The 21,638-nt window shown below is 67.7% G+C and carries 22 protein-coding genes; 10 read left to right on the top strand and 12 right to left on the bottom strand.

The genetic code is table 11. The annotated features are described in order from the left end of the window. Positions 1–11: 11 nt before the first annotated feature. Positions 12–911 carry a LysR family transcriptional regulator gene (locus RGD00_RS04000; protein WP_310456001.1) on the top strand — a complete coding sequence of 300 codons (900 nt, stop codon included), beginning with the start codon at positions 12–14 and terminating at the stop codon, positions 909–911. A 20-nt stretch (positions 912–931) separates the two neighbouring features. On the opposite strand, the gene RGD00_RS03995 is transcribed toward RGD00_RS04000, so the two are convergent. From RGD00_RS03995 to RGD00_RS03940, 12 genes are all read right to left on the bottom strand, one after another. Further along, the gene (locus RGD00_RS03995) at positions 932–1,135 is read right to left on the bottom strand and encodes a hypothetical protein (RefSeq protein ID WP_310456000.1); all 204 of its coding nucleotides are present in this window, start codon (positions 1,133–1,135) and stop codon (positions 932–934) included. A gap of 34 nt (positions 1,136–1,169) precedes the next feature. Next, positions 1,170–1,376 carry a hypothetical protein gene (locus RGD00_RS03990; protein WP_310455999.1) on the bottom strand — a complete coding sequence of 69 codons (207 nt, stop codon included), beginning with the start codon at positions 1,374–1,376 and terminating at the stop codon, positions 1,170–1,172. A 194-nt stretch (positions 1,377–1,570) separates the two neighbouring features. Then, the gene (locus RGD00_RS03985; RefSeq protein ID WP_310455998.1) at positions 1,571–2,347 is read right to left on the bottom strand and encodes a succinate dehydrogenase iron-sulfur subunit; all 777 of its coding nucleotides are present in this window, start codon (positions 2,345–2,347) and stop codon (positions 1,571–1,573) included. Between the two features lie 12 nt (positions 2,348–2,359). Then, positions 2,360–4,165: a succinate dehydrogenase flavoprotein subunit gene (gene sdhA, locus RGD00_RS03980; protein ID WP_310455997.1), complete on the bottom strand. Its 1,806-nt coding sequence runs from the start codon at positions 4,163–4,165 to the stop codon at positions 2,360–2,362. Positions 4,166–4,178: 13 nt separating this feature from the next. Next, a complete protein-coding gene (locus tag RGD00_RS03975; RefSeq protein ID WP_310455996.1) occupies positions 4,179–4,550 on the bottom strand; it encodes a succinate dehydrogenase, hydrophobic membrane anchor protein in 372 nt (123 codons plus the stop codon). A 7-nt stretch (positions 4,551–4,557) separates the two neighbouring features. Beyond that, a complete protein-coding gene (gene sdhC, locus RGD00_RS03970) occupies positions 4,558–4,947 on the bottom strand; it encodes a succinate dehydrogenase, cytochrome b556 subunit (RefSeq protein ID WP_310455995.1) in 390 nt (129 codons plus the stop codon). A gap of 240 nt (positions 4,948–5,187) precedes the next feature. Continuing rightward, the gene (locus RGD00_RS03965) at positions 5,188–5,829 is read right to left on the bottom strand and encodes a TorF family putative porin (protein ID WP_310455994.1); all 642 of its coding nucleotides are present in this window, start codon (positions 5,827–5,829) and stop codon (positions 5,188–5,190) included. Positions 5,830–6,019: 190 nt separating this feature from the next. Next, positions 6,020–7,048, bottom strand: a complete 1,029-nt coding sequence (locus RGD00_RS03960) for a MaoC family dehydratase (protein ID WP_310455993.1) — start codon at positions 7,046–7,048, stop codon at positions 6,020–6,022. Between the two features lie 97 nt (positions 7,049–7,145). Continuing rightward, positions 7,146–7,349, bottom strand: a complete 204-nt coding sequence (locus RGD00_RS03955; RefSeq protein WP_310455992.1) for a DUF1737 domain-containing protein — start codon at positions 7,347–7,349, stop codon at positions 7,146–7,148. Positions 7,350–7,353: 4 nt separating this feature from the next. Next, positions 7,354–7,896, bottom strand: coding sequence for an NnrU family protein (locus RGD00_RS03950; protein WP_310455991.1), 543 nt, complete (start codon positions 7,894–7,896; stop codon positions 7,354–7,356). Between the two features lie 30 nt (positions 7,897–7,926). Beyond that, a complete protein-coding gene (locus tag RGD00_RS03945) occupies positions 7,927–8,784 on the bottom strand; it encodes an HpcH/HpaI aldolase/citrate lyase family protein (protein ID WP_310455990.1) in 858 nt (285 codons plus the stop codon). Between the two features lie 392 nt (positions 8,785–9,176). Further along, positions 9,177–9,929: a sulfite exporter TauE/SafE family protein gene (locus RGD00_RS03940; protein ID WP_310455989.1), complete on the bottom strand. Its 753-nt coding sequence runs from the start codon at positions 9,927–9,929 to the stop codon at positions 9,177–9,179. A 145-nt stretch (positions 9,930–10,074) separates the two neighbouring features. Here RGD00_RS03940 and mdh point away from each other — a divergent pair, with 145 nt between their 5' ends. The 9 genes from mdh to lpdA all read left to right on the top strand — a co-directional run bounded on the left by mdh (position 10,075) and on the right by lpdA (position 21,608). Further along, positions 10,075–11,037, top strand: a complete 963-nt coding sequence (mdh, locus tag RGD00_RS03935; RefSeq protein ID WP_310455988.1) for a malate dehydrogenase — start codon at positions 10,075–10,077, stop codon at positions 11,035–11,037. 122 nt (positions 11,038–11,159) lie between these two features. Further along, the gene (locus tag RGD00_RS03930; RefSeq protein WP_310455987.1) at positions 11,160–11,705 is read left to right on the top strand and encodes a hypothetical protein; all 546 of its coding nucleotides are present in this window, start codon (positions 11,160–11,162) and stop codon (positions 11,703–11,705) included. A gap of 187 nt (positions 11,706–11,892) precedes the next feature. Next, positions 11,893–13,086 (top strand): ADP-forming succinate--CoA ligase subunit beta, encoded by a 1,194-nt coding sequence (sucC, locus tag RGD00_RS03925; protein WP_310455986.1) that lies wholly within the window; start codon positions 11,893–11,895, stop codon positions 13,084–13,086. A 4-nt stretch (positions 13,087–13,090) separates the two neighbouring features. Continuing rightward, positions 13,091–13,975: a succinate--CoA ligase subunit alpha gene (sucD, locus tag RGD00_RS03920; RefSeq protein ID WP_310455985.1), complete on the top strand. Its 885-nt coding sequence runs from the start codon at positions 13,091–13,093 to the stop codon at positions 13,973–13,975. Positions 13,976–14,152: 177 nt separating this feature from the next. Beyond that, positions 14,153–17,116 (top strand): 2-oxoglutarate dehydrogenase E1 component, encoded by a 2,964-nt coding sequence (locus RGD00_RS03915; protein ID WP_310455984.1) that lies wholly within the window; start codon positions 14,153–14,155, stop codon positions 17,114–17,116. 1 nt (position 17,117) lies between these two features. After that, positions 17,118–18,647, top strand: coding sequence for a 2-oxoglutarate dehydrogenase complex dihydrolipoyllysine-residue succinyltransferase (odhB, locus tag RGD00_RS03910; protein WP_310455983.1), 1,530 nt, complete (start codon positions 17,118–17,120; stop codon positions 18,645–18,647). Between the two features lie 148 nt (positions 18,648–18,795). Then, complete coding sequence (locus RGD00_RS03905; protein ID WP_310455982.1) at positions 18,796–19,755, top strand: glycosyltransferase family 2 protein; 960 nt, start codon at positions 18,796–18,798, stop codon at positions 19,753–19,755. A gap of 8 nt (positions 19,756–19,763) precedes the next feature. Further along, a complete protein-coding gene (locus RGD00_RS03900) occupies positions 19,764–20,159 on the top strand; it encodes an MAPEG family protein (RefSeq protein ID WP_310456143.1) in 396 nt (131 codons plus the stop codon). Between the two features lie 60 nt (positions 20,160–20,219). Further along, positions 20,220–21,608 (top strand): dihydrolipoyl dehydrogenase, encoded by a 1,389-nt coding sequence (gene lpdA, locus RGD00_RS03895; protein ID WP_310455981.1) that lies wholly within the window; start codon positions 20,220–20,222, stop codon positions 21,606–21,608. The last annotated feature ends 30 nt before the right edge of the window (positions 21,609–21,638 follow it).

The following is a 21,638-nucleotide window of genomic DNA, read 5'->3' as shown; positions in this document are numbered from 1 at the left end:
CGGAGGGGACCATGGCCGGCATGACGGATCTGAACGCGTTGATGATCTTTCACGAGGTCGCCGCCTCTGGCGGGATCTCGGCGGCGGCCGGCAAGCTGAACCTGCCCAAATCGACCATCAGCCGCAAGCTGTCGGTCCTCGAGCACCAGTTGGGCACCAAACTGCTGAGGCGCGACCGCCAGCGGCTGGTGCTGACGGAATTCGGGCGCGGGATCTATGACCACACGCAGCGGATCGTGGCGGAACTGGAAGACGCGGGCGTGCACCGGTCGGAACAGGATTCGCAGCTCAGCGGCCTTCTGCGGATCAGCCTGCCGGTGGATTTCGGCAGCACATGGCTCAGCCGGCTGGTCGCCGAGTTTTCCCGCGAACATCCCGACATCCGCCTGATGCTGGACATCAACAACCGCCGGGTGGACCTGTCCGAGGAACCCTATGACATCGCCATCATGCTGTCGGCCCCCGGCGACGCGCAGCGCCCGGCGCGGCCCTTTTCCACCCTGTCGCGCGGGATGTATGTCGCGCCCGGCTATCTGGCGCGCCGCCCCGTGCCCCGCACGCCCGAGGAAATCCTGTCGCATGCGATCATCATCACCATGCATCAGGCCGAAGAGGGCGTGTGGCAACGCGCGCTCGGCCTCGGCGCCGACGACCGCTCGATAGAGCCGCAGGTGATTTTGAACAACATCGCCATGGCGCGGCAGATGGTGCTGGCCGGGATGGGCATCGCCATCCTGCCCAATGTCATGTGCCGGCGCGATCTGGCGTCCGAACGGCTGATCCGCATCTGCCCGGAACTGGAGGTGCCGCCCTTGCAGGCCTATGCCACCTTCCCCGCCCGCCGCCGCGCGCAGCGCAAGACGCGGGTATTCGCGAATTTCCTGTCGAGTTTCCTGCTGACCGATCCCTGACGGCAGGCGCCCCGGCATCCTCATCCGGCATCGCGCAGGCAGTGGCGCGGCACCTGCCCGGGCGGCAGGATGCATTCCGCCCCGCAGGCGGCGCAGCGGAAATGGCCGGGGCCCACGCGCCGGTCCTCGCGCCAGCGGCAGAGCCGCGTCAGCGTGCTGCCCCGGCGGGCGAGCCACAGCCACACGAACACCCCGATGGCAAGGATCAGCAGCAGGACCGGCATTCAGGCCCCCTGCCCGGTTTCGGCGCGCGGCGGATCAGGCCGCTTCGGCCAGGGTTTCGGCCAGGGCTTCGGGCTGGCTGTAGTATTCGTACATCTGTTCCAGCGGCGTAAGCTGGCGCAGGTCGACCGCGCGGGCCGGGCCGGGCTGATAATAGACCTCGAGTTCGGCCGCGATCGCGGCGGTCCGCAGGGCCGCATCGGGGGCCGGGCGGAAGGTGTCGGGTTTCGGATGGCGCGACATGGCATGTCTCCTGTTCGTCCTCCCGCATCCAGATAAGCACGAACGCCCCCGGAACCCACTGCCGATTGCGCAATTGCGGCATGCATATTCTGCATTGCAGCACGACCCCCTGGAACCGGGCCCGGAATGCAGGCGGCCCCGGCCTGCCGCGCAGGTCCGGGGCCGCGAACCGGCGGGCAGGCAGGCGGACCGGATCAGACGATCCGTTCCACCATCATCTTCTTGATCTCGGCAATCGCCTTGGCCGGGTTCAGCCCCTTGGGGCAGGTCTTGGTGCAGTTCATGATCGTGTGGCAGCGGTAAAGCTTGAAGGGATCCTCCAGCGCGTCCAGCCGTTCGCCCGTCGCCTCGTCGCGGCTGTCGATGATCCAGCGATAGGCATGCAGCAAGGCCGCCGGGCCGAGATAGCGGTCGGAGTTCCACCAGTAGCTCGGGCAGGCCGTCGAACAGGACGCGCACATCACGCATTCATAGAGCCCGTCGAGCTTCTTGCGATCCTCGATCGACTGGCGCCATTCCTTGGCGGGGCGGTTGGTCTTGGTTTCCAGCCAAGGCATGATGCTGGCGTGCTGCGCATAGAAATGCGTCAGGTCCGGCACCAGATCCTTGACCACCGGCATGTGCGGCAGCGGATAGATGCGCACGTCGCCCTTCACCTCGTCCAGCCCATAGATGCAGGCCAGCGTGTTGATCCCGTCGATGTTCATCGCGCAGGACCCGCAAATCCCCTCGCGGCAGGACCGCCGGAAGGTCAGCGTCGGGTCGACCTCGTTCTTGATCTTGATCAGCGCGTCCAGGATCATCGGGCCGCACTTGTCCATGTCGAGGAAATAGGTGTCCACCCGGGGGTTTTCGCCGTCCTCGGGATTCCAGCGGTAGATCAGGAACTTGCGGACATTCCTGCCCTCGGGCTTCGGCCAGGTCTTGCCGGTGCGGATCTTGGAGTTCTTGGGGAGCGTGAACTGGACCATCTGGCTGCCTCCTCAGAATACCCGCGCCTTGGGCGCGATCTTGTACGGGTCGATGCCGCCCTGTTCGGGGGTGGTCAGCGGGTCCTTGATGACGTCGCGGTAGCTGAGCGCGACCTTGTTGCCGTCCACCCGCGCGATGGTGTGCACGCGCCAGTTGGCGTCGTCGCGGGTGGGGTGGTCTTCGGAGGCATGCGCGCCGCGGCTTTCCTTGCGCGCCTCGGCGCCGACGATGGTGGCCAGCGCGTTGGGCATCAGGTTGGTCAGTTCCAGCGTTTCCATCAGGTCGCTGTTCCAGATCAGGCTGCGGTCGGTGACATGCAGGTCGCCGAGGCGGGCGGCGATCGCGGTCATCTTTTCCACGCCTTCCTTCAGCGTCTTGTCGGTGCGGAACACCGCCGCGTCGGCCTGCATGGTGCGCTGCATCTCCAGCCGCAGTTCGGCGGTGGGGATGGTGCCGCTGGCGTGGCGCAGCCCGTCGAAGCGGTCGAAGGCGGCATCGACGCCGGCCTTGTTCAGCACCGGGTTCGGCCCGTCGCGGTCCACCACCTTGCCGGCGCGGATCGCCGCGGCGCGCCCGAAGACCACGAGGTCGATCAGCGAGTTCGAGCCGAGCCGGTTCGCCCCGTGTACGCTGGCACAGCCCGCCTCGCCCACCGCCATCAGGCCGGGGACGATGGCGTTCGGGTCGGCGGCGGTCGGGTTGATGACCTCGCCCCAGTAGTTCGTGGGAATGCCGCCCATGTTGTAATGCACGGTCGGCAGCACCGGGATCGGTTCCTTGGTCACGTCCACGCCGGCGAAGATCCGGGCGGATTCCGAAATGCCGGGCAGGCGTTCGGCCAACGCCTCGGGCGGCAGGTGGCTGAGGTTCAGGTGGATGTGGTCGCCGTGTTCGCCCACGCCCCGGCCCTCGCGGATCTCCATCGTCATGGACCGCGACACATAGTCCCGCGGCGCCAGATCCTTGTACTGCGGCGCGTAGCGTTCCATGAACCGCTCGCCGTTGGCGTTGGTCAGATAGCCGCCCTCGCCCCGCGCGCCTTCGGTGATGAGGCAGCCGGACCCATAGATGCCCGTGGGGTGGAACTGCACGAATTCCATGTCCTGCAACGCCAGCCCCGCCCGCGCCACCATGCCGCCGCCGTCGCCGGTGCAGGTATGGGCCGAGGTCGCGCTGAAATAGGCCCGGCCATAGCCGCCGGTGGCCAGCACGGTCATCTTGGCGTTGAACACATGCATCGTGCCGTCGTCGAGCTTCCAGCAGACCACGCCCTGGCAACGGCCGTCGGCGGACATGATCAGGTCGATGGCGAAATATTCGACGTAGAATTCCGCGTTGTTCTTGAGGCTCTGGCCATAGAGCGTGTGCAGGATCGCGTGGCCGGTGCGGTCGGCGGCGGCGCAGGTGCGCTGCACCGGGGGGCCGTCGCCGAATTCGGTGGTATGGCCGCCGAAGGGCCGCTGGTAGATCTTGCCTTCCTCGGTGCGGCTGAAGGGCACGCCGTAGTGTTCCAGTTCGTACACCGCCTTGGGCGCCTCGCGCGCGAGGTATTCCATCGCGTCGGTGTCGCCAAGCCAGTCCGACCCCTTCACGGTGTCGAACATGTGCCATTGCCAGTGGTCCGGCCCCATGTTCGACAGGCTCGCCGCGATGCCGCCCTGGGCCGCCACGGTGTGGCTGCGGGTCGGGAACACCTTGGTCACGCAGGCCGTGCGCAGGCCCTGTTCGGCCATCCCGAGGGTAGCACGCAGGCCCGCGCCACCCGCGCCGACCACCACGACGTCATATTCATGCGTCTCGTAAGCGTAAGCTGCCATGTCTCTCAGGTCCTCAAAGCGCGATCTTGACCAGCGCGTAAAGCCCGGTCGCGACGATGATGTAGGAAAGCGCGGTGACGGCGATGATCAGCGTCTTGCGCAGGCTGCCGCGCCAGTAATCCTCGATCATCATGATGGCGCCCTTGCGGAAATGCTGCATCCCCACCACCAGCACCAGCGCGGTCAGGATCGCCGGGAAGGGGCGCGCGAAGGTGGCCAGCACCTCTTCGCGGGTGCCGCCGATGGCAGAGCCGAAGATATAGAGGAAGGTCGGCACCGCGAAGGCCAGCCCCACGGCCGACGCCTGCATGTACCAGTGGTGTTCCGTCCCCCGATGGGCCGCGCCCTTGCCTTCGGCGCGCTTGCGTGCGGTCAGATAGCGCATGTTGCCCTCACAGGATCAGGATGGTGATGACGGTCAGCACGACCGAACCGATGACGCAGACCCAGCCGAGCGTTTCCGCGGTGCGGATCTCCATCCCGTGGCCGGCGTCGAAGTAAAGGTGCCGCAGCCCGGCGAGGTAGTGGTACCAGATCGCCCAGATGGACCCAAGGAACACCAGTTTCCCGAACCACGACCGCACCACCGCGTCGGCGGTGGCGAAATAGTCGTCCCCCGTCGCCGCCGCCAGCAGCCACCAGACGGCCAGCACCGCCGCCACGATCAGCCCGTTGCCGGTGATGCGCGTCAGGATCGAGCTGATCGAGGTCATCTGCGGGCGGTAGTAGGGCCCGATCATGAATGGGGACAGGGGGCGTTCCACCCGTTTTGGCTCGGCCATGGGATTCCCTTTCGGCTGGCGGGCTGCGGGCCGCATCCGGGCGGCCCGCTGACTTCGCGGTGATGAATACGCTTTTTTTCGCCGCTGTCACGGGCCAGCCGCGGGAAAAGCGCCGGAATGTGGCGTGGGCAATACAAAAAGCCGCGCTTTGTGATCACGCGCAAAACAGCGTGATCACATCGGCCATGCAAAAGGGCCGCGACAACGGTCGCGGCCCCGGATGCGGAAAGGCGCTGCGGCTCAGCGGATGGAGAAGCTGTAGTCGAGCGACAGGACCGCGAGGCCCTTGCTGATGTCGGTGTCGTGATAGGCCAGCGACAGGCCGAGCGAATCGGTGACGGCATAGCCCGCGCCCACCGACCAGTAGGAATGCCCGCCCTTGTTGATCTCGCCATAGGTGGCGTCGAGGGTGATCTTGTCCATCGGCGCGAAGCTGGCATAGACGGCGCTGTTGGTGACATCCGCGCTCGGGTCGTGGGCGATGTCCAGCCCGACGGTGAACTGTTCCACCGGGGTCACGCTCAGATCCAAGGTGATCTCGCCGCAGCAATCCCACGACGGGTTGCGGTAGAAGTAGCGGGCATAGCCCACGTCATAGGCGAAGATGCCGATCTGGTTGCGGTAGCCCAGATAGAGGTCGATCTCGGCCGAATGGCCGATCACCGACTTGGTGGTGTTCGAGGCCCAGGCCCCGAAGTAGAAGCCGGCGATCTCTGCCTCCACCCAGGGCTGGAAGGCGGCGCCCTTGGTCTGCTCGATGCCGCTGCTGACATAGCGGCTGGTCAGCGTGAAGCCGGCGGAAACCGACAGGTCCTGCGCGGCGGCGAGACCGGGGACCGAAACGCCCAGGGCAAGGGCGGAAGCGGCGAGAAGCGAGCGCATGGGGGACTCCTGCGAACCATGTTGCATGATGTTTACAAAAGCACTTTCCGCCGCCCCGCACCATGGACAAAAGCGCCGCGCGGGGATCGGGGGCCGTTGCGGCGCCCGCGATGTTGCAGCGCCGCATCAGGATTTCCGCATCGCGCCCCTTTCGGCGTCACGGCCCCGCCGCAACGCCGCATTTCCGGGCTCAGCGCGGCATCAGCGCCCAGTAGTCGAAATCGAGCAGGACCTCGGGCAGGTACTTGCCCGCCGCATCCTTCAGCGCGAAGGGCGCCGCCCCCTGCCGCACCGCCACCAGCCGCAGCCGGATCGCCCCCACCCCGGGCGCCGCCGTTTCGGCCTTGTCCAGCACCTCGGACCAGGCGCGCAGGGTATCGCCCGCGAAACAGGGATTGGCATGCGCGCCGCCGTTCAGCGCCACGATCATCTGCGCATTGGCGAGGCCATTGAACGACAGCGCCCGCGCCAGACTGATGACATGGCCGCCATAGATCAGCCGCTTGCCGTCCTCGCGGAAGGTGGCGTCGAAATGCACCTTGGCGGTGTTCTGCCACAGCCGGGTGGCGAGCATGTGCTCGGCCTCCTCGATGGTCACGCCGTCCACATGGTCGATGGTCTCGCCCACGGCATAGTCGCCCCAGCGATGCCCCTCGCCCGCCAGCGGGAAATCGTAGCCGGTGAAGTCGAGCCCCGCCGGCACCACCAGATCGGCGGCCGCGACCGCCGGGGCCAGCGCGGGCACCACCGGCGCGGGCGCGGGCGTGTCGCGCCGCTTGCGCACCATCACCCAGCGGACATATTCCAGCACCGCCTCGCCCCGCTGGTTCAGCCCCCGGGTGCGCACCCAGACGACGCCGGACCTGCCGTTGGAATTCTCGCGCAGCCCGATCACCTCGGATACGGACCGCAGCGTGTCGCCCGGATATACCGGCGCCAGCCACCGCCCCTCGGCATAGCCGAGGTTCGCCACCGCATTCAGGCTGATGTCGGGCACGGTCTTGCCGAAAACGGTGTGGAAGGCGATCAGGTCGTCCAGCGGCGCGGCCGGCAGCCCGCAGGCCCGCGCGAATTCATCCGAAGAATAAAGCGCCCCGCGCGCGGGATAGAGCGCGTGATAGAACGCCCGCTCCCCCCCCGACAGCGTGCGCGGCACGGCATGGGTGATGGTCTCGCCCACCCGATAATCCTCGAAAAACCGCCCCGCATTCGTCTTCATGCCCACGCCTCCCGCTTCATCTTTTCAAAAATACTCCGGGGTCCGGGGCAGCGCCCCGGCGCCGCGCCATCCAATGGCGCCGCCCCCGACGCTGACCCTACTGCTCGCCCAGCTTCACCTCTGGCGCATAGTCGCCCGGCGCGTCCTTCACCACCGCCTGCGCGCAGCGCATCACGCCCCGCGCCGCATCGAAGGCGTAGGCGGGGCCACCATGCAGTTCCCAACCCTTGTTCAGCGCCGCCGTGACCTTGTGGCAGAAGGCCGAGGTGTCGTCCTCGGTCAGCAGTCGATAGAGTTTCATCGCTTCACCCGAACGCCGGATACCCCAGCAGATAATGCGCGCCCGCAAGCACGCCATAGACCAGAACCGTGCCGAGGATGGCGAAGATCTCCATCTTCGGTCCCTTGCCCCGCGGCGGCACCCAGGGGTCCGCGCGGCCGATCACCGCCATTTCGACCAGGGCCCAGAGCCCGATCCCGCCGAACAGCACGACGGACGCCGCATCGCCGTTCACCAGCAGATGCGCCGCCGACCACAGCAGCACGCCCAGCAACATCGGATGCCGCAGCCGCCGCGCCACCGCGGTCTTCATGCCTGCCGCCGCGAACAGATAGACCGAGGCCAGCATGACGAGGTTGTTGACGCCGACCAGCGCCGGGCTGCGTCCCCAGTACACCGCACCCCCGGCGCCACGATAGCCGAGGACCATCAGCACCACCGACACCAGCAGCACCAGCGCCACCACGCCCCGGCCCCGGTCGCCCATGCCCGCCCGCAGCCCGGGCGCCGCGCGCTTGAACAGATGACCGGCCCACCACAGGGCCACGCCGAGGATCAACAGGGTCATGGCTCGCCTTTCGCTTGCTATTGGCCGGGCTCACCCCGCCGACAGGGCGGCGATCGCCGCCGCCTTGGCCAGGGTCGCCTGTGCGGTCACGATATGCAGGTTTTCGACGATCTTGCCATCCACGACCGCAACGCCCTGCCCCGCGGCGGCGGCGGCCTCGAACGCCTCGATCTGGCGGCGGGCAAGGGCCACATCGGCCTCGGAGGGCGCGAAGACCTCGTTGGCGATGGCGACCTGATCGGGGTGGATCAGGGTCTTGCCGTCGAAGCCCATGTCGCGGCCCTGTTCGCATTCGGCGCGCAGGCCCTCGGCGTCCCTGAACGCATTGTAGACGCCATCGACGATCGCCACCCCATGCGCCCGCGCCGCCAGCAGGCTGAGGCCGAGGCCCGTCAGCAGCGGCAGCCGGTCGGGGCGGAAACGGGTGCCCAGATCCTTGGCGAGGTCGTTGGTGCCCATCACCATGCCCTCCAGCCGCGGATGCGCCGCGATTTCCGCCGCGTTCAGCATGCCCAGAGGCGTTTCCATCATCGCCCAGATGGCGACGCCGGGCAGCGCCTGCGCCACCGCCTCGACATCCGCGGCGCGGTTGACCTTGGGGATCAGCACGGCCTCCAGCGGCACGCCGGCCAGCGCCGCCAGATCGTCGCGGCCCCATTGGGTGTCGAGCCCGTTCACCCGCACGATCCGCGCGCGCTGGCCGTAATCGGCCGTCCGCAGCACCTGCACCAGCAGGTCCCGCCCCGGGGCCTTTTCGTCCGGCGCCACGGCGTCTTCCAGATCGAAGATGATCGCATCGACAGGCAGGCCGCGCGCCTTTTCCATCGCGCGCTCGCGCGAGGCGGGGATGTAGAGCACCGAACGGAACGGGCGGGCGGGCTGGGTCATGATTCGCTCCACGAAATATTCTTGCGTCAGTGACCACAACCGCGGCACATCCGGCAAGGTCTTTCTGCACCGCCGCGAAACCCGGGGGCGGGAGTCGGGGTAAGCGCGGACCTAAAGGTGGGGCAGTCGCACTATCGTTCTGTCTGGCGAAGGCGCGTGCCTTCGCCACCGCGACGCAGATCTCGCTGCCCCGGCCGGGGGCCCCAAGCCCCCGGCCAGCGCCCGCCCCGCCCATGGCGGGCGCTTCTCGCCCGCCGGGGCAGGCGCCGGCCTGGCCGTTACTCCTGTGATCACCGTCTCTCACGGCACCGCCGCGCGAACGGGCGGGGAAACGCAGTGCGTTTCCTTACCCCGCCCGGGTCAACCGGCGCGCGCGCGTGGATGCCCCCCCCTCAGACCAGCGCGTCGAACACCAGCTTGGCCCCGGTCAGCACCAGCAGCACATAGGTCAGCGCGAAGAACGGCCCCTCGGGCAAAAGGTGATGCGCCTTCACCCCCAGCCGCGCGCCCACCAGCGCGACCGGCGCCAGCATGAGGCTGCCCAGCAATGTGTCGGCGGTGAAGATGCCGAGAAACAGGAAGGGGATCACCTTCACGATGTTGATCGCCCAGAACACGATCACCGTGGTCGCCTGATAGGGCGTCTTGCCGATGCCCTTCATCAGCAGATAGACCGCCGCGGGCGGCCCGCCCGCATGGCTGACGAAACTGGTGAACCCCGCCGCCGCGCCCGCGGCCAGCCCCGCCACCGGGCCCATCGGGCGCTGCGCGATCCGCAGCAGCCCCGTCATCCGCGCCACCTGGAACGCGACGAACCCGATGGCGATGACCCCGATCAGCAGCCGGATCAGATCGGCATCCACCAGCCGCCAGACCGCCGCCCCCAGAACCACGCCGGGAATGCCGCCCAGGATCAGGATGCGCGACGCCGCGCCATCCCACCGCTTCCAGTAGGGGCGCAGCGTGGCCGCATCCATCAGCATCAGCAGCGGCAGCATCAGCCCCAACGCCTGCCCCGGCGGGATCACCAGCGCGAGAATCGGTGTCGCCGCAAAGGCCGCGCCCGAGGCAAAACCGCCCTTTGACACCCCCGCCAGCAGCACCGCCGGGATCGCAACCGCAAAGAACGCCAGATCGAACGTCACCCCCGCCCCCCCTGCGGCCGCCGCCGGGGGCCGGGTTTAGCGCAAACCTGCGCCCTGCGACAGCCCCCGGGGGCCATCCGGGCTTGCGTGGCGTAAAGGTTGGGCCTAAGCGTCCCCCGTCAATGACCGGAAACCGGAGTACATCATGGCCAGACCCAAGATCGCGCTGATCGGCGCGGGGCAGATCGGCGGCACGCTCGCCCATCTCGCCGCGATCAAGGAACTCGGAGACGTCGTCCTGTTCGACATCGCCGAAGGCACCCCGCAGGGCAAGGCGCTCGACATCGCGCAATCGGGCCCCTCGGAGGGCTTCGACGCCGCGATGAAAGGCGCCAACAGCTACGAGGACATCGCGGGCGCGGATGTCTGCATCGTCACCGCCGGCGTGCCGCGCAAGCCGGGGATGAGCCGCGACGACCTTCTGGGCATCAACCTCAAGGTGATGAAGTCGGTGGGCGAGGGCATCGCCAAGAACGCCCCGAACGCCTTCGTGATCTGCATCACCAACCCGCTGGATGCGATGGTCTGGGCGCTGCGCGAATTCTCGGGCCTGCCGCATCACATGGTGGTGGGCATGGCGGGCGTGCTCGATTCCGCGCGTTTCCGGCATTTCCTGAGCCTCGAATTCGATGTCTCGATGAAGGACGTGACCGCCTTCGTTCTGGGCGGCCATGGCGACACGATGGTGCCGCTGACCCGCTATTCCACCGTGGCGGGCATCCCGCTGCCGGATCTGGTCGAGATGGGCTGGACCACGCAGGAGAAACTGGACGCGATCGTCCAGCGCACCCGCGACGGCGGGGCGGAAATCGTCGGCCTGCTCAAGACCGGCTCGGCCTTCTACGCGCCGGCGACCAGCGCCATCGAGATGGCCGAAAGCTATCTGAAGGACCAGAAGCGCCTGCTGCCCTGCGCGGCCTATGTGAAGGGCGCCTATGGGCTCGACGGGCTTTATGTCGGCGTGCCGACCGTGATCGGCAAGGACGGGATCGAGCGGATCGTCGACATCAAGCTGAATGGCGACGAACAGGCGATGTTCCAGAAGTCGGTCGATGCGGTGAAGGGCCTCGTCACCGCCTGCAAGGGCATCGACCCCTCGCTGGCCTGACCTTTCCACCTTATCCGGCGCGCGCAGGGGGCCCCTTGCGCGCGCCATCCCCCGGGCCGCAACCCGTGGTTGCGTTCCGCCCCCCGCCGGTCCAGCATCGCGCCTGTAACAGGGGGCCTTGCATGGTGATCGGTCGCGTTTCCCTTCTTTTCTGTCTCGCCGCGCTGGCGGGCTGCGACGCCCCGCAGGGGCCCGATGCGCAGGAACTGCGCAACATCCACCCCGCGCATATCCTGCCCAAAAGCTCCCCGCGCCAGTTGACCGCTGTGTTCGAGCATATCTGCCTCGACACCCCGCCCGGGGCCGCGGCACAGGCGCTGCGCGGGATGGATTACGTCGAGGTGCCCCGCCGCGCCTCTCCGGGCATCGGCAGCGGCGATGGCGCGATCCGCAGCTTTGCCGTGGACGACCGGCGCCCTGCGGTGATGCTGGCCGCCGACGGCAGCGCCTGCGCCGTGGCCGCCGCCGCCCGCACCGGCCAGACCGGGCGGATCCACGACATGGTGGCCCGCCGTTTCCCCGCCGCGGCGCCGGTCGATCCCGCGCGGCTCGGGCCCCGGGTGGAACGGGCCTGGGCCATCGCCCCCGGGCAGGTCGTCCTGCTGCAACGCCCCTACGGCCCCGGCCAGCCCCCGGCGCTGATCCTCGCCATCGTCGGCCCCGGCTGAGGGCGGCGAATCCCGCCCGTCAGGACGCGGCGCGGGGCCTTTGCGGTTTTGTGATCACTGGAAAATTGGCCGTGATCACATAAGGCGGATTTCCGCACCCCGCCCGCGCGGAAACGCCAATTTCATTTCACTACCGGCGCAAGCTGTGCCAAAGGAGCCCCGATCCCACCAAGGACGGAAGAGGGCTATGAACATCCACGAATACCAGGCCAAGGCGCTGCTGCGCAGCTATGGCGTTCCGGTGTCGGATGGCCGCGTCGTGCTGCGCGCCGAAGAGGCGAAGGCCGCCGCGGGCGAACTGGAAGGGCCGCTTTGGGTCGTCAAGGCGCAGATCCACGCCGGCGGCCGCGGCAAGGGCAAGTTCAAGGAGCCCGAGGCCGGCGAGAAGGGCGGCGTGCGCCTTGCCAAATCGGTCGAAGAGGCCGAGGCGATGGCCCATCAGATGCTGGGCCGCACGCTGGTGACGCACCAGACCGGCGCCGCGGGCAAGCAGGTGAACCGCATCTACATCGAGGACGGCAGCGACATCAGCCGCGAGCTGTACCTCGCGCTGCTGGTGGACCGTGCGACCAGCCGCATCTCCTTCGTCGTCTCGACGGAAGGCGGCATGGACATCGAGGAAGTGGCCGCCCACACCCCCGAAAAGATCCTGTCCTTCAGCGTCGACCCGGCGACCGGCATCCAGGGCTTCCACGGCCGCCGCGTGGCCTTCGCGCTCGGTCTGGAAGGCAAGCAGGTCAAGCAGTGCACCGATCTGGTGGCCAAGCTCTACAAGGCGTTCGTGGAAAAGGACGCCGAGATGATCGAGATCAACCCGCTGATCGTGACCACCGGGGGCGACCTCAAGGCGCTGGACGCCAAGGTGGGCTTCGACAACAACGCGCTCTACCGCCAGCCCGACATCCTGGCGCTGCGCGACGAGACGGAAGAGGACCCGAAGGAACTCGCCGCCTCGAAGTTCGACCTGAACTACATCGCGCTGGAAGGCGAGATCGGCTGCATGGTCAACGGCGCGGGCCTCGCCATGGCGACGATGGACATCATCAAGCTCTACGGCGCCGAACCCGCGAACTTCCTCGACGTCGGCGGCGGCGCGACGAAGGAGAAAGTGACCGAGGCGTTCAAGATCATCACCTCCGACCCGAACGTCAAAGGGATCCTCGTGAACATCTTCGGCGGCATCATGCGCTGCGACATCATCGCGGAAGGCATCATCGCCGCGGTGAAGGAAGTCGGCCTGCAAGTGCCGCTGGTCGTGCGTCTGGAAGGCACGAACGTGGATCTGGGCAAGAAGATCATCGCGGAATCGGGCCTGAACGTGATCGCCGCCGACAACCTGTCGGACGCGGCGCAGAAGATCGTGAAAGCGGTGAAAGGCTAAGAAAATGGCAGTCCTCGTCGACGAAAACACCAAGGTCATCTGTCAGGGCTTCACCGGCTCGCAAGGCACCTTCCATTCCGAACAGGCCATTGCCTACGGCACCAGGATGGTCGGCGGCGTGACCCCCGGGAAGGGCGGCACGACGCACCTGAACCTGCCGGTCTTCAACTCGGTCCACGAGGCCAGGGACGTGACCGGCGCCAATGCCTCGGTGATCTACGTTCCCCCGCCCTTCGCCGCCGATTCCATCATGGAGGCGATCGACGCCGAGATGGAACTGATCGTCTGCATCACCGAGGGCATCCCGGTGCTGGACATGATGAAGGTCAAGCGGGCGCTGATCAATTCGCGCTCGCGCCTGATCGGGCCGAACTGCCCGGGCGTGATCACGCCGGGCGCCTGCAAGATCGGCATCATGCCGGGCCATATCCACAAGCGCGGCAAGGTGGGCGTGGTGTCGCGCTCGGGCACGCTGACCTATGAGGCGGTCAAGCAGACGACCGACCTCGGGCTCGGCCAGTCCTCGGCCGTGGGCATCGGCGGCGACCCGATCAAGGGCACCGAGCATCTGGAAGTGCTGGAAATGTTCCTGGCCGACCCGGAAACCGAGGCCCTGATCATGATCGGCGAAATCGGCGGCACCGCCGAGGAAGAGGCCGCGCGCTTTCTGGCCGACGAGGCGAAGAAGGGCCGCGCCAAGCCCTGCGCGGGCTTCATCGCGGGCCGCACCGCGCCGAAGGGCCGCCGCATGGGCCATGCCGGCGCCATCGTGTCGGGCGGCCAGGGCGATGCGGAATCCAAGATCGAGGCGATGAAATCCGCCGGGATCGTGGTGGCCGACAGCCCCGCCGAACTGGGGCAGGCGGTGCTGAAGGCGATCAAGGGCTGACCATGCACCCGGCGCGAGCCACTGCGGCCAGCCCCGCCGGCCGCCACAATCCCCGGGGCGGTTCGGCCGCCCCGGGTTCCGTCGTCTCGCGCCCCCTGCCCGTCCCGTCGTCCCGCGCTTTTTGCCTGTTCCCCCATCCATCCCCCCCATCCGGTCCCAACCGCCTGAGGTGAGAACATGACCGACCAATCCCCCAACGCCGCGCTTCGTGCCTCGTCCTTCATGGACGGGGCCAATGCCGATTACATGGATCAGATGGCCGCGAAATTCGCGGCGGATCCGGCGAGTGTCGATGCCTCCTGGGCCGCGTTCTTCGCCGCCCTCGGCGACAGCGATGCGGATGCCCGGCGCGCGGCGGCGGGTCCGTCCTGGGCGCGGGCCGACTGGCCGCCGCTGCCGGTCGACGACCGCACCGCCGCGCTGACCGGCGAATGGCCGCAGGCGCCGGCAGAGGCGAAGGGCGCGGGCCGCAAGATCGCGGAAAAGGCGGCCGAAAAGGGGGTGGCGCTGACCGATGCGCAGATGCAGCGCGCGGTGCTCGATTCCATCCGGGCGCTGATGCTGATCCGCGCCTACCGCATCCGCGGCCACCTGATCGCCGACATCGACCCTCTGGGCATGCGCGACCAGACCCCGCACCCGGAACTGGACCCGAAATCCTACGGCTTCACCGAGGCCGACATGGACCGGCCGATCTTCATCGACAACGTTCTGGGCCTGACCCACGCCTCGCTGCGCCAGATCATGGATCTGGTGAAACGCACCTATTGCGGCACCTTCGCGCTGCAATACATGCATATCTCGGACCCCGAGCAATCCGCCTGGCTGAAGGAACGGATCGAGGGCTACGGCAAGGAAATCACCTTCACCAAGCTGGGCCGCAAGGCGATCCTGAACAAGCTGGTCGAGGCGGAAGGCTACGAAAAGTTCCTGCACGTCAAATACATGGGCACCAAGCGGTTCGGCCTTGACGGGGGCGAGGCGCTGATCCCGGCGATGGAACAGATCATCAAGCGCGGCGGCGCGCTCGGCGTGAGGGAAATCATCATCGGCATGCCCCACCGGGGGCGGCTGAACATCCTCGCCAACGTGATGGGCAAGCCCTACCGCGCGATCTTCAACGAATTCCAGGGCGGCAGCTTCAAGCCCGACGACGTGGACGGGTCGGGCGACGTGAAATACCACCTCGGCGCGTCGAGCGACCGGGAATTCGACGGCAATGTCGTGCACCTGTCGCTGACCGCCAACCCCTCGCATCTGGAGGCGGTGAACCCCGTCGTCCTGGGCAAGGTGCGCGCCAAGCAGGACCAGTGGAACGACCCCGACCGCACGATGGTGCTGCCGATCCTGCTGCATGGCGACGCGGCCTTCGCCGGCCAGGGCGTGGTGGCCGAATGCTTCGGCCTGTCGGGGCTGAAGGGGCACCGCACCGGCGGGACGATCCATATCGTGGTGAACAACCAGATCGGCTTCACTACCGCGCCGCATTTCAGCCGCTCGTCCCCCTACCCCACCGACATCGCCCTGATGGTCGAGGCGCCGATCTTCCACGTCAACGGCGACGACCCCGAGGCGGTGGTGCATGCCGCCAAGGTGGCGACCGAGTTCCGGCAGAAGTTCCACAAGGATGTGGTCATCGACATCTTCTGCTATCGCCGCTTCGGTCACAACGAAGGCGACGAGCCGATGTTCACCAACCCGGCGATGTACACCAACATCAAGCGGCACAAGACCACGCTTCAGCTTTATACCGAGCGTCTGGTGGCCGACGGCCTGATCCCCGAGGGCGAGATCGAGGACATGAAGGCCGCCTTCCAGGCCAAGCTGAACGAGGAATTCGAGGCCGGAAAGGACTACAAGCCCAACAAGGCCGACTGGCTGGATGGCCGCTGGAAGCATCTGGACCGCGAAAAGGCCGATTACGAACCCGGCGCGACCGCGATCACGCCGGAAACCATGCAGGAAATCGGCAAGGCGCTGACCACGGCGCCGGCGGGCTTCGACATGCACAAGACCGTGCTGCGGCAGCTCGACGCCAAGGCGAAGATGTTCGAAACCGGCAAGGGCTTCGACTGGGCCACGGCAGAGGCGCTGGCCTTCGGCAGCCTCGCCGTCGAGGGCTATCCGGTACGCCTGTCCGGGCAGGACTGCACCCGCGGCACCTTCAGCCAGCGGCATTCGGCCTTCGTCGATCAGGTGACAGAGGAACGGTACTATCCGATCAACAACATCCGCCCCGGGCAGGCACGCTACGAGGTCATCGACTCGATGCTGTCGGAATATGCCGTGCTCGGGTTCGAATACGGCTATTCGCTGTCGGAACCCAACGCGCTGGTGATGTGGGAAGCCCAGTTCGGCGATTTCGCCAACGGCGCGCAGATCATGTTCGACCAGTTCATCAACTCCGGCGAGCGGAAATGGCTGCGCATGTCGGGGCTGGTGATGCTGCTGCCGCACGGGTTCGAGGGCCAGGGGCCGGAACATTCCTCCGCGCGGCTGGAACGGTTCCTGCAACTGTCGGCGGAAGACAACTGGATCGTGGCGAACTGCTCGACCCCCGCCAACTACTTCCACATCCTGCGCCGCCAGATCCACCGCAGCTTCCGCAAGCCGCTGGTGCTGATGACGCCGAAATCGCTGCTGCGCCATCCGATGTGCGTGTCCGAGGCCGCGGATTTCACCGCCGGCAGCCAGTTCCTGCGCGTGCTGTGGGATGACGCCCAGATCGGCCGGTCGGCCACGCAGCTGAAACCGGATGCAGAGATCAAGCGCGTCGTGATCTGTTCCGGCAAGGTCTATTTCGACCTGCTGGCCGAACGCGATGCGCGCGGGCTCGATGACGTCTACCTGCTGCGGCTGGAACAGTTCTACCCCTTCCCCGCCATGTCGATGGTGAAGGAACTGGAACGGTTCAAGGACGCGGAAATCGTCTGGTGTCAGGAAGAACCCAAGAACCAGGGCGGCTGGACCTTCGTGGAGCCGAACCTCGAATGGGTGCTGACCCGGATCGGGGCCAAGCACAGCCGCGCCGTCTATGCGGGCCGCGCGGCCTCTGCCTCGCCCGCCACGGGGCTTGCCAGCCGCCACAAGGCCGAACAGGAGGCGCTGGTGAACGAAGCCCTCAGCCTGGGGTCTTCCTGACATGGCGGTGGAGGTTCGCGTTCCGACGCTCGGCGAAAGTGTGTCGGAGGCCACGGTGGCCACCTGGTTCAAGAAACCGGGCGATGCCGTGGCCGCCGATGATATGCTGTGCGAGTTGGAAACCGACAAGGTGACGGTCGAGGTGCATGCCCCCGCCGCCGGAATTCTGGCCGAGATCGTGGCGCCCGAAGGGGCCACGGTCGGCGTGAATGCGCTGTTGGCGCAGATCACGGAAGGGGCCGCAGAAACACTCAAGCCGATGAAAGGCGCCGAGACGAAGACCGGCGCGGGAGAGGGCGGAATGATTGACGTGATGGTGCCCACCTTGGGCGAAAGCGTGTCCGAGGCGACGGTTTCGACCTGGTTCAAGAAACCGGGCGACACGGTGGCGCAGGACGAGATGCTGTGCGAACTGGAAACCGACAAGGTGTCGGTCGAGGTCCCGGCCCCGGCGGCGGGCGTGCTGGCGGAAATCCTCGCGCCCGAGGGCACGACGGTCGCGGCGAATGCGCGGCTGGCGATCATTTCCACCGATGGCGCGGGCGTGGCCGCGGCGCCGAAGGCCGAAGAGCCGCGCGCCGAAGCCGCCGCCGCCGTCAATTCGCCCGGCGCGGGCCCCGAGGTGGTGCAGCCGCGCGCCGATGTGGAAGACGCACCCTCGGCCAAGAAGCTGATGGCGGAATCGGGCGTGGCCCGCGATGCCGTCACCGGCACCGGCCGCGACGGCCGGGTGATGAAGGAAGACGTGCAGGCCGCCATCGCCGCCGCGAAATCCGCCCCGGCCCCGGCGGCGGCCCCCGCGCCGCGCGCGCCGGTTCCGGCCGACGATGCCGCGCGCGAGGAACGGGTGAAGATGACCCGCCTGCGCGCCACCATCGCGCGGCGCCTGAAGGATGCGCAGAACACCGCCGCCATGCTGACCACCTACAACGAGGTGGACATGTCCGGCATCATGGACCTGCGCAGCGAGTTCAAGGACCAGTTCGAGAAGAAGCACGGCGTGAAGCTCGGCTTCATGTCCTTCTTCGTGAAGGCCTGCTGCCATGCGCTGAAAGAGGTGCCCGAGGTCAACGCCGAGATCGACGGGCAGGATGTCGTCTACAAGAACTACGTCCATATGGGCGTGGCGGTGGGCACCCCCTCGGGTCTGGTGGTGCCGGTGGTGCGCGACGCCGACCAGATGTCCTTCGCCGCGATCGAGAAGAAGATCGCCGAACTGGGCGCGCGCGCCCGCGACGGCAAGCTGTCGATGGCGGAAATGCAGGGCGGGTCGTTCACCATCTCGAACGGCGGCGTCTATGGCTCGCTCATGTCCAGCCCGATCCTGAACCCGCCGCAGTCGGGCATCCTCGGCATGCACAAGATCCAGGACCGCCCGGTGGTGGTGAAGGGCCAGATCGTCATCCGCCCGATGATGTACCTCGCGCTCAGCTACGACCACCGCATCGTCGACGGCAAGGGCGCGGTGACGTTCCTCGTGCGCGTGAAAGAGGCGCTGGAGGATCCCCGCCGGCTGCTGATGGATCTGTGATCCGGCCCGCCGCGGCAGTACGCGGCGGCGGTGCGATACCCTGCCGGGGCGGCCCTGCGGCCGGCCCGGCCTTGCCCAGACCGGCGGACGACCCCGTGGCCCTGTCACCCTTTCGGATATGCGCAGCGACCTTCGGCAGGGGCCGCCCATGACGCCCCCCGCCCTTTTGTCCTGCATGCGCAACGAGGGGATCTTCATCCTCGAATGGCTGGCCTATCACCGGGTGATCGGCTTCGATCCCGTCGTGATCTGCACCAACGACTGCACCGACGGATCCGACCGGCTGCTGGATGCGCTGGCCGCTGGGGATGCGGTGGTGCATCTGGACAATCCGGTCCCGCCGGGCGAGGCGCCGCAGGACCACGGCATGATCCGCGCGATGGTCCGGCTGGCGGATACGGGCGCCGAATGGCTGGCGCAACTGGACAGCGACGAATTCCTCAACATCGCCCATGGCGGGGGCGGGGTGGGCGAACTAACCGCGCGGGCGGGCGCGGCGCATGTGGTCGCCCTGCCCTGGCGGGCCTTCGGCGATGCGGGGCTGGCGGACTGGCCGGGCGCGACGCTGCCGCATTTCACCGCCTGCGAGGCGGCGCCGGACCCCGCGACGGTGAAGTTCAAGTCGCTCTTCCGGTTCCGCGCGTTCGAACATGCCTCTGACCACATGCCGACCCGGCCCCGCATCGCGGAGGCGCGGGTGGTCAATACCCGGGGCGAGCCGTTGCAGGCCGATGTTCTCTATGGCCCGCCGCGGGCGAAATACCGCCCCCTCGACCGCGCCACGCGGCCCGGGGCCTGCGTGAACCATTACGCGGTGCGGTCGCGCGATACCTTCCTGCTCAAGAACGATCGCGGCGACGGGCAGGGCAAGGCCAGCGACAAATACCACCTGAACTCGCGCTGGCACCGCACCGCCAACCGCAACGCGGTGCAGGACCGGTCCATCCTGCGGCACTGGCCCGCGACGCAGGCCGAAATGGCCCGCCTACGCGCCCTGCCCGGCGTGGCGGCGGCGGAAACCGCCTGCATCGCCGATTTCGTCGCCCGCAAGGCGCGGCTGCTGACGCCCGAAAACCTGCGCCGCTGGACGAAGGAGAAGGCCGCATGACCCCCGGACTGCCCCCCGAACTGACCGTGCTGGCCCTTGCGGGGCTGTTGCAGGCGGTGCAACTGGCGCTCTATGCCGTGCCCGCGAACCGCGAGCTTGGCCCCGATTACACCGCCGGGCCCCGCGACGCCCCGCCGCCGCGCGCCCTGTCGCCGCGCGCCGGGCGGCTGCAACGGGCGGTGGCGAACCATTTCGAGGGGCTGATCCTCTTCACCCTCGCGGTGGTGGTGGTGACGCTCGGCGCCAAGGCCAGCGGCTTCACCGCCGCCTGCGCCTGGGTCTACCTTGCCGCCCGCATCCTCTATCTGCCCGCCTATGTGATGGGGCTGACGCCCTGGCGGTCGGTGGTCTGGGGGGTGGGTTTCGTTGCAACGCTGGCGATGATCGTCGCCGGCCTGATCTGATATGACCGATACCGGCCCCCGCGCGCCATGCCCCGGCGGCCCAGAAGGAAGGAGAGCCCGATGGCCAGTTTTGATGTGATCGTGATCGGCGCCGGTCCCGGCGGCTATGTCTGCGCCATCCGCGCGGCGCAACTGGGGATGAAGGTCGCCTGCGTCGAGGGGCGCGAGACCCTGGGGGGCACCTGCCTCAACGTGGGCTGCATCCCGTCCAAGGCGCTCTTGCATGCCAGCCACCAGCTGCACGAGGTGCACGAGAACTTCGAGAAGATGGGCCTGATGGGCGCGAACCCCACCGTCGACTGGGCCAGGATGCTGGCCTACAAGGACGATGTGATCGGCCAGAACACCAAGGGCATCGAATTCCTGTTCAAGAAGAACAAGGTGACATGGCTGAACGGTTGGGCCTCCATCCCCGCCGCGGGTCAGGTGAAGGTCGGCGAAGAGGTGCACGGGGCGAAACATATCGTCATCGCCTCGGGCTCCGAACCCTCCAGCCTGCCGGGGGTGACGGTGGATGAAAAGGTCGTCGTGACCTCGACCGGCGCGCTGGCGCTGGCGGCGATCCCGGCGACGATGGCGGTGATCGGCGGCGGCGTGATCGGGCTGGAACTGGGATCGGTCTATGCCCGGCTCGGCACGAAGGTCACGGTGGTCGAATACCTCGACGCGCTGATCCCCGGCAACGACGCCGAGGTGCAGCGGGCGTTCGAGAAGACGCTGAAGAAACAGGGGCTGGCGATCGTGACCGGCGCCGCGGTGCAGGGCGTCGATGTGGCGGATGGCAAGGCCACCCTGCGCTATCAGAAACGCAAGGACGGGGCGGAGGCGACGCTCGCCGCCGATGTGGTGCTGGTGGCGACGGGGCGGCGGCCCTACACGACGGGTCTGGGCCTCGACGCGCTCGGCGTGCAGATGACGGCGCGCGGGCAGATCGCGGTGGATGCGCATTACGCCACCAGCGTGAAGGGCATCCATGCCATCGGCGACGCGGTGCCCGGCCCGATGCTGGCCCACAAGGCCGAGGACGAGGGCGTGGCGCTGGCCGAAATCCTTGCCGGTCAGGCGGGGCATGTGAACTATGGCGTGATCCCCGGCGTGATCTACACCAGCCCCGAGGTCGCCAGCGTCGGCAAGACCGAGGAACAGCTGAAGGAAGAGGGCCGCGCCTACAAGGCGGGCAAGTTCAGCTTCATGGGCAACGGCCGGGCCAAGGCGATGTTCGCGGGCGACGGTTTCGTCAAGATCCTCGCCGATGCGGCGACCGACCGGGTTCTGGGGGCGCATATCATCGGCCCCGGCGCGGGCGAGATGATCCACGAGATCTGCGTGGCGATGGAATTCGGCGCCTCTGCCGAGGACATCGCCCGCACCTGCCACGCGCATCCGACCTGTTCCGAGGCAGTGCGCGAGGCGGCGCTGGCCTGCGGGTTGGGCGCCATCCACGCGTAGCTGCGGGGGGATAGGGCAGCGGCGGGGGTT

It is taken from the genome of Ruixingdingia sedimenti (genome assembly GCF_031432425.1).
GTDB lineage: Bacteria > Pseudomonadota > Alphaproteobacteria > Rhodobacterales > Rhodobacteraceae > Ruixingdingia > Ruixingdingia sedimenti.
The sequence above is the reverse complement of the archived record's forward strand: the minus strand, read 5'-3'. Positions and strand labels throughout refer to the sequence as shown.

Coding starts and splice junctions, on each gene's coding strand:
- RGD00_RS04000 (WP_310456001.1), top strand. CDS start 12: ATGGCCGGCATGACGGATCTGAACGCGTTGATGATCTTTCACGAGGTC.
- RGD00_RS03995 (WP_310456000.1), bottom strand. CDS start 1,135: ATGCCGGTCCTGCTGCTGATCCTTGCCATCGGGGTGTTCGTGTGGCTG.
- RGD00_RS03990 (WP_310455999.1), bottom strand. CDS start 1,376: ATGTCGCGCCATCCGAAACCCGACACCTTCCGCCCGGCCCCCGATGCG.
- RGD00_RS03985 (WP_310455998.1), bottom strand. CDS start 2,347: ATGGTCCAGTTCACGCTCCCCAAGAACTCCAAGATCCGCACCGGCAAG.
- sdhA (WP_310455997.1), bottom strand. CDS start 4,165: ATGGCAGCTTACGCTTACGAGACGCATGAATATGACGTCGTGGTGGTC.
- RGD00_RS03975 (WP_310455996.1), bottom strand. CDS start 4,550: ATGCGCTATCTGACCGCACGCAAGCGCGCCGAAGGCAAGGGCGCGGCC.
- sdhC (WP_310455995.1), bottom strand. CDS start 4,947: ATGGCCGAGCCAAAACGGGTGGAACGCCCCCTGTCCCCATTCATGATC.
- RGD00_RS03965 (WP_310455994.1), bottom strand. CDS start 5,829: ATGCGCTCGCTTCTCGCCGCTTCCGCCCTTGCCCTGGGCGTTTCGGTC.
- RGD00_RS03960 (WP_310455993.1), bottom strand. CDS start 7,048: ATGAAGACGAATGCGGGGCGGTTTTTCGAGGATTATCGGGTGGGCGAG.
- RGD00_RS03955 (WP_310455992.1), bottom strand. CDS start 7,349: ATGAAACTCTATCGACTGCTGACCGAGGACGACACCTCGGCCTTCTGC.
- RGD00_RS03950 (WP_310455991.1), bottom strand. CDS start 7,896: ATGACCCTGTTGATCCTCGGCGTGGCCCTGTGGTGGGCCGGTCATCTG.
- RGD00_RS03945 (WP_310455990.1), bottom strand. CDS start 8,784: ATGACCCAGCCCGCCCGCCCGTTCCGTTCGGTGCTCTACATCCCCGCC.
- mdh (WP_310455988.1), top strand. CDS start 10,075: ATGGCCAGACCCAAGATCGCGCTGATCGGCGCGGGGCAGATCGGCGGC.
- RGD00_RS03930 (WP_310455987.1), top strand. CDS start 11,160: ATGGTGATCGGTCGCGTTTCCCTTCTTTTCTGTCTCGCCGCGCTGGCG.
- sucC (WP_310455986.1), top strand. CDS start 11,893: ATGAACATCCACGAATACCAGGCCAAGGCGCTGCTGCGCAGCTATGGC.
- sucD (WP_310455985.1), top strand. CDS start 13,091: ATGGCAGTCCTCGTCGACGAAAACACCAAGGTCATCTGTCAGGGCTTC.
- RGD00_RS03915 (WP_310455984.1), top strand. CDS start 14,153: ATGACCGACCAATCCCCCAACGCCGCGCTTCGTGCCTCGTCCTTCATG.
- odhB (WP_310455983.1), top strand. CDS start 17,118: ATGGCGGTGGAGGTTCGCGTTCCGACGCTCGGCGAAAGTGTGTCGGAG.
- RGD00_RS03905 (WP_310455982.1), top strand. CDS start 18,796: ATGACGCCCCCCGCCCTTTTGTCCTGCATGCGCAACGAGGGGATCTTC.
- lpdA (WP_310455981.1), top strand. CDS start 20,220: ATGGCCAGTTTTGATGTGATCGTGATCGGCGCCGGTCCCGGCGGCTAT.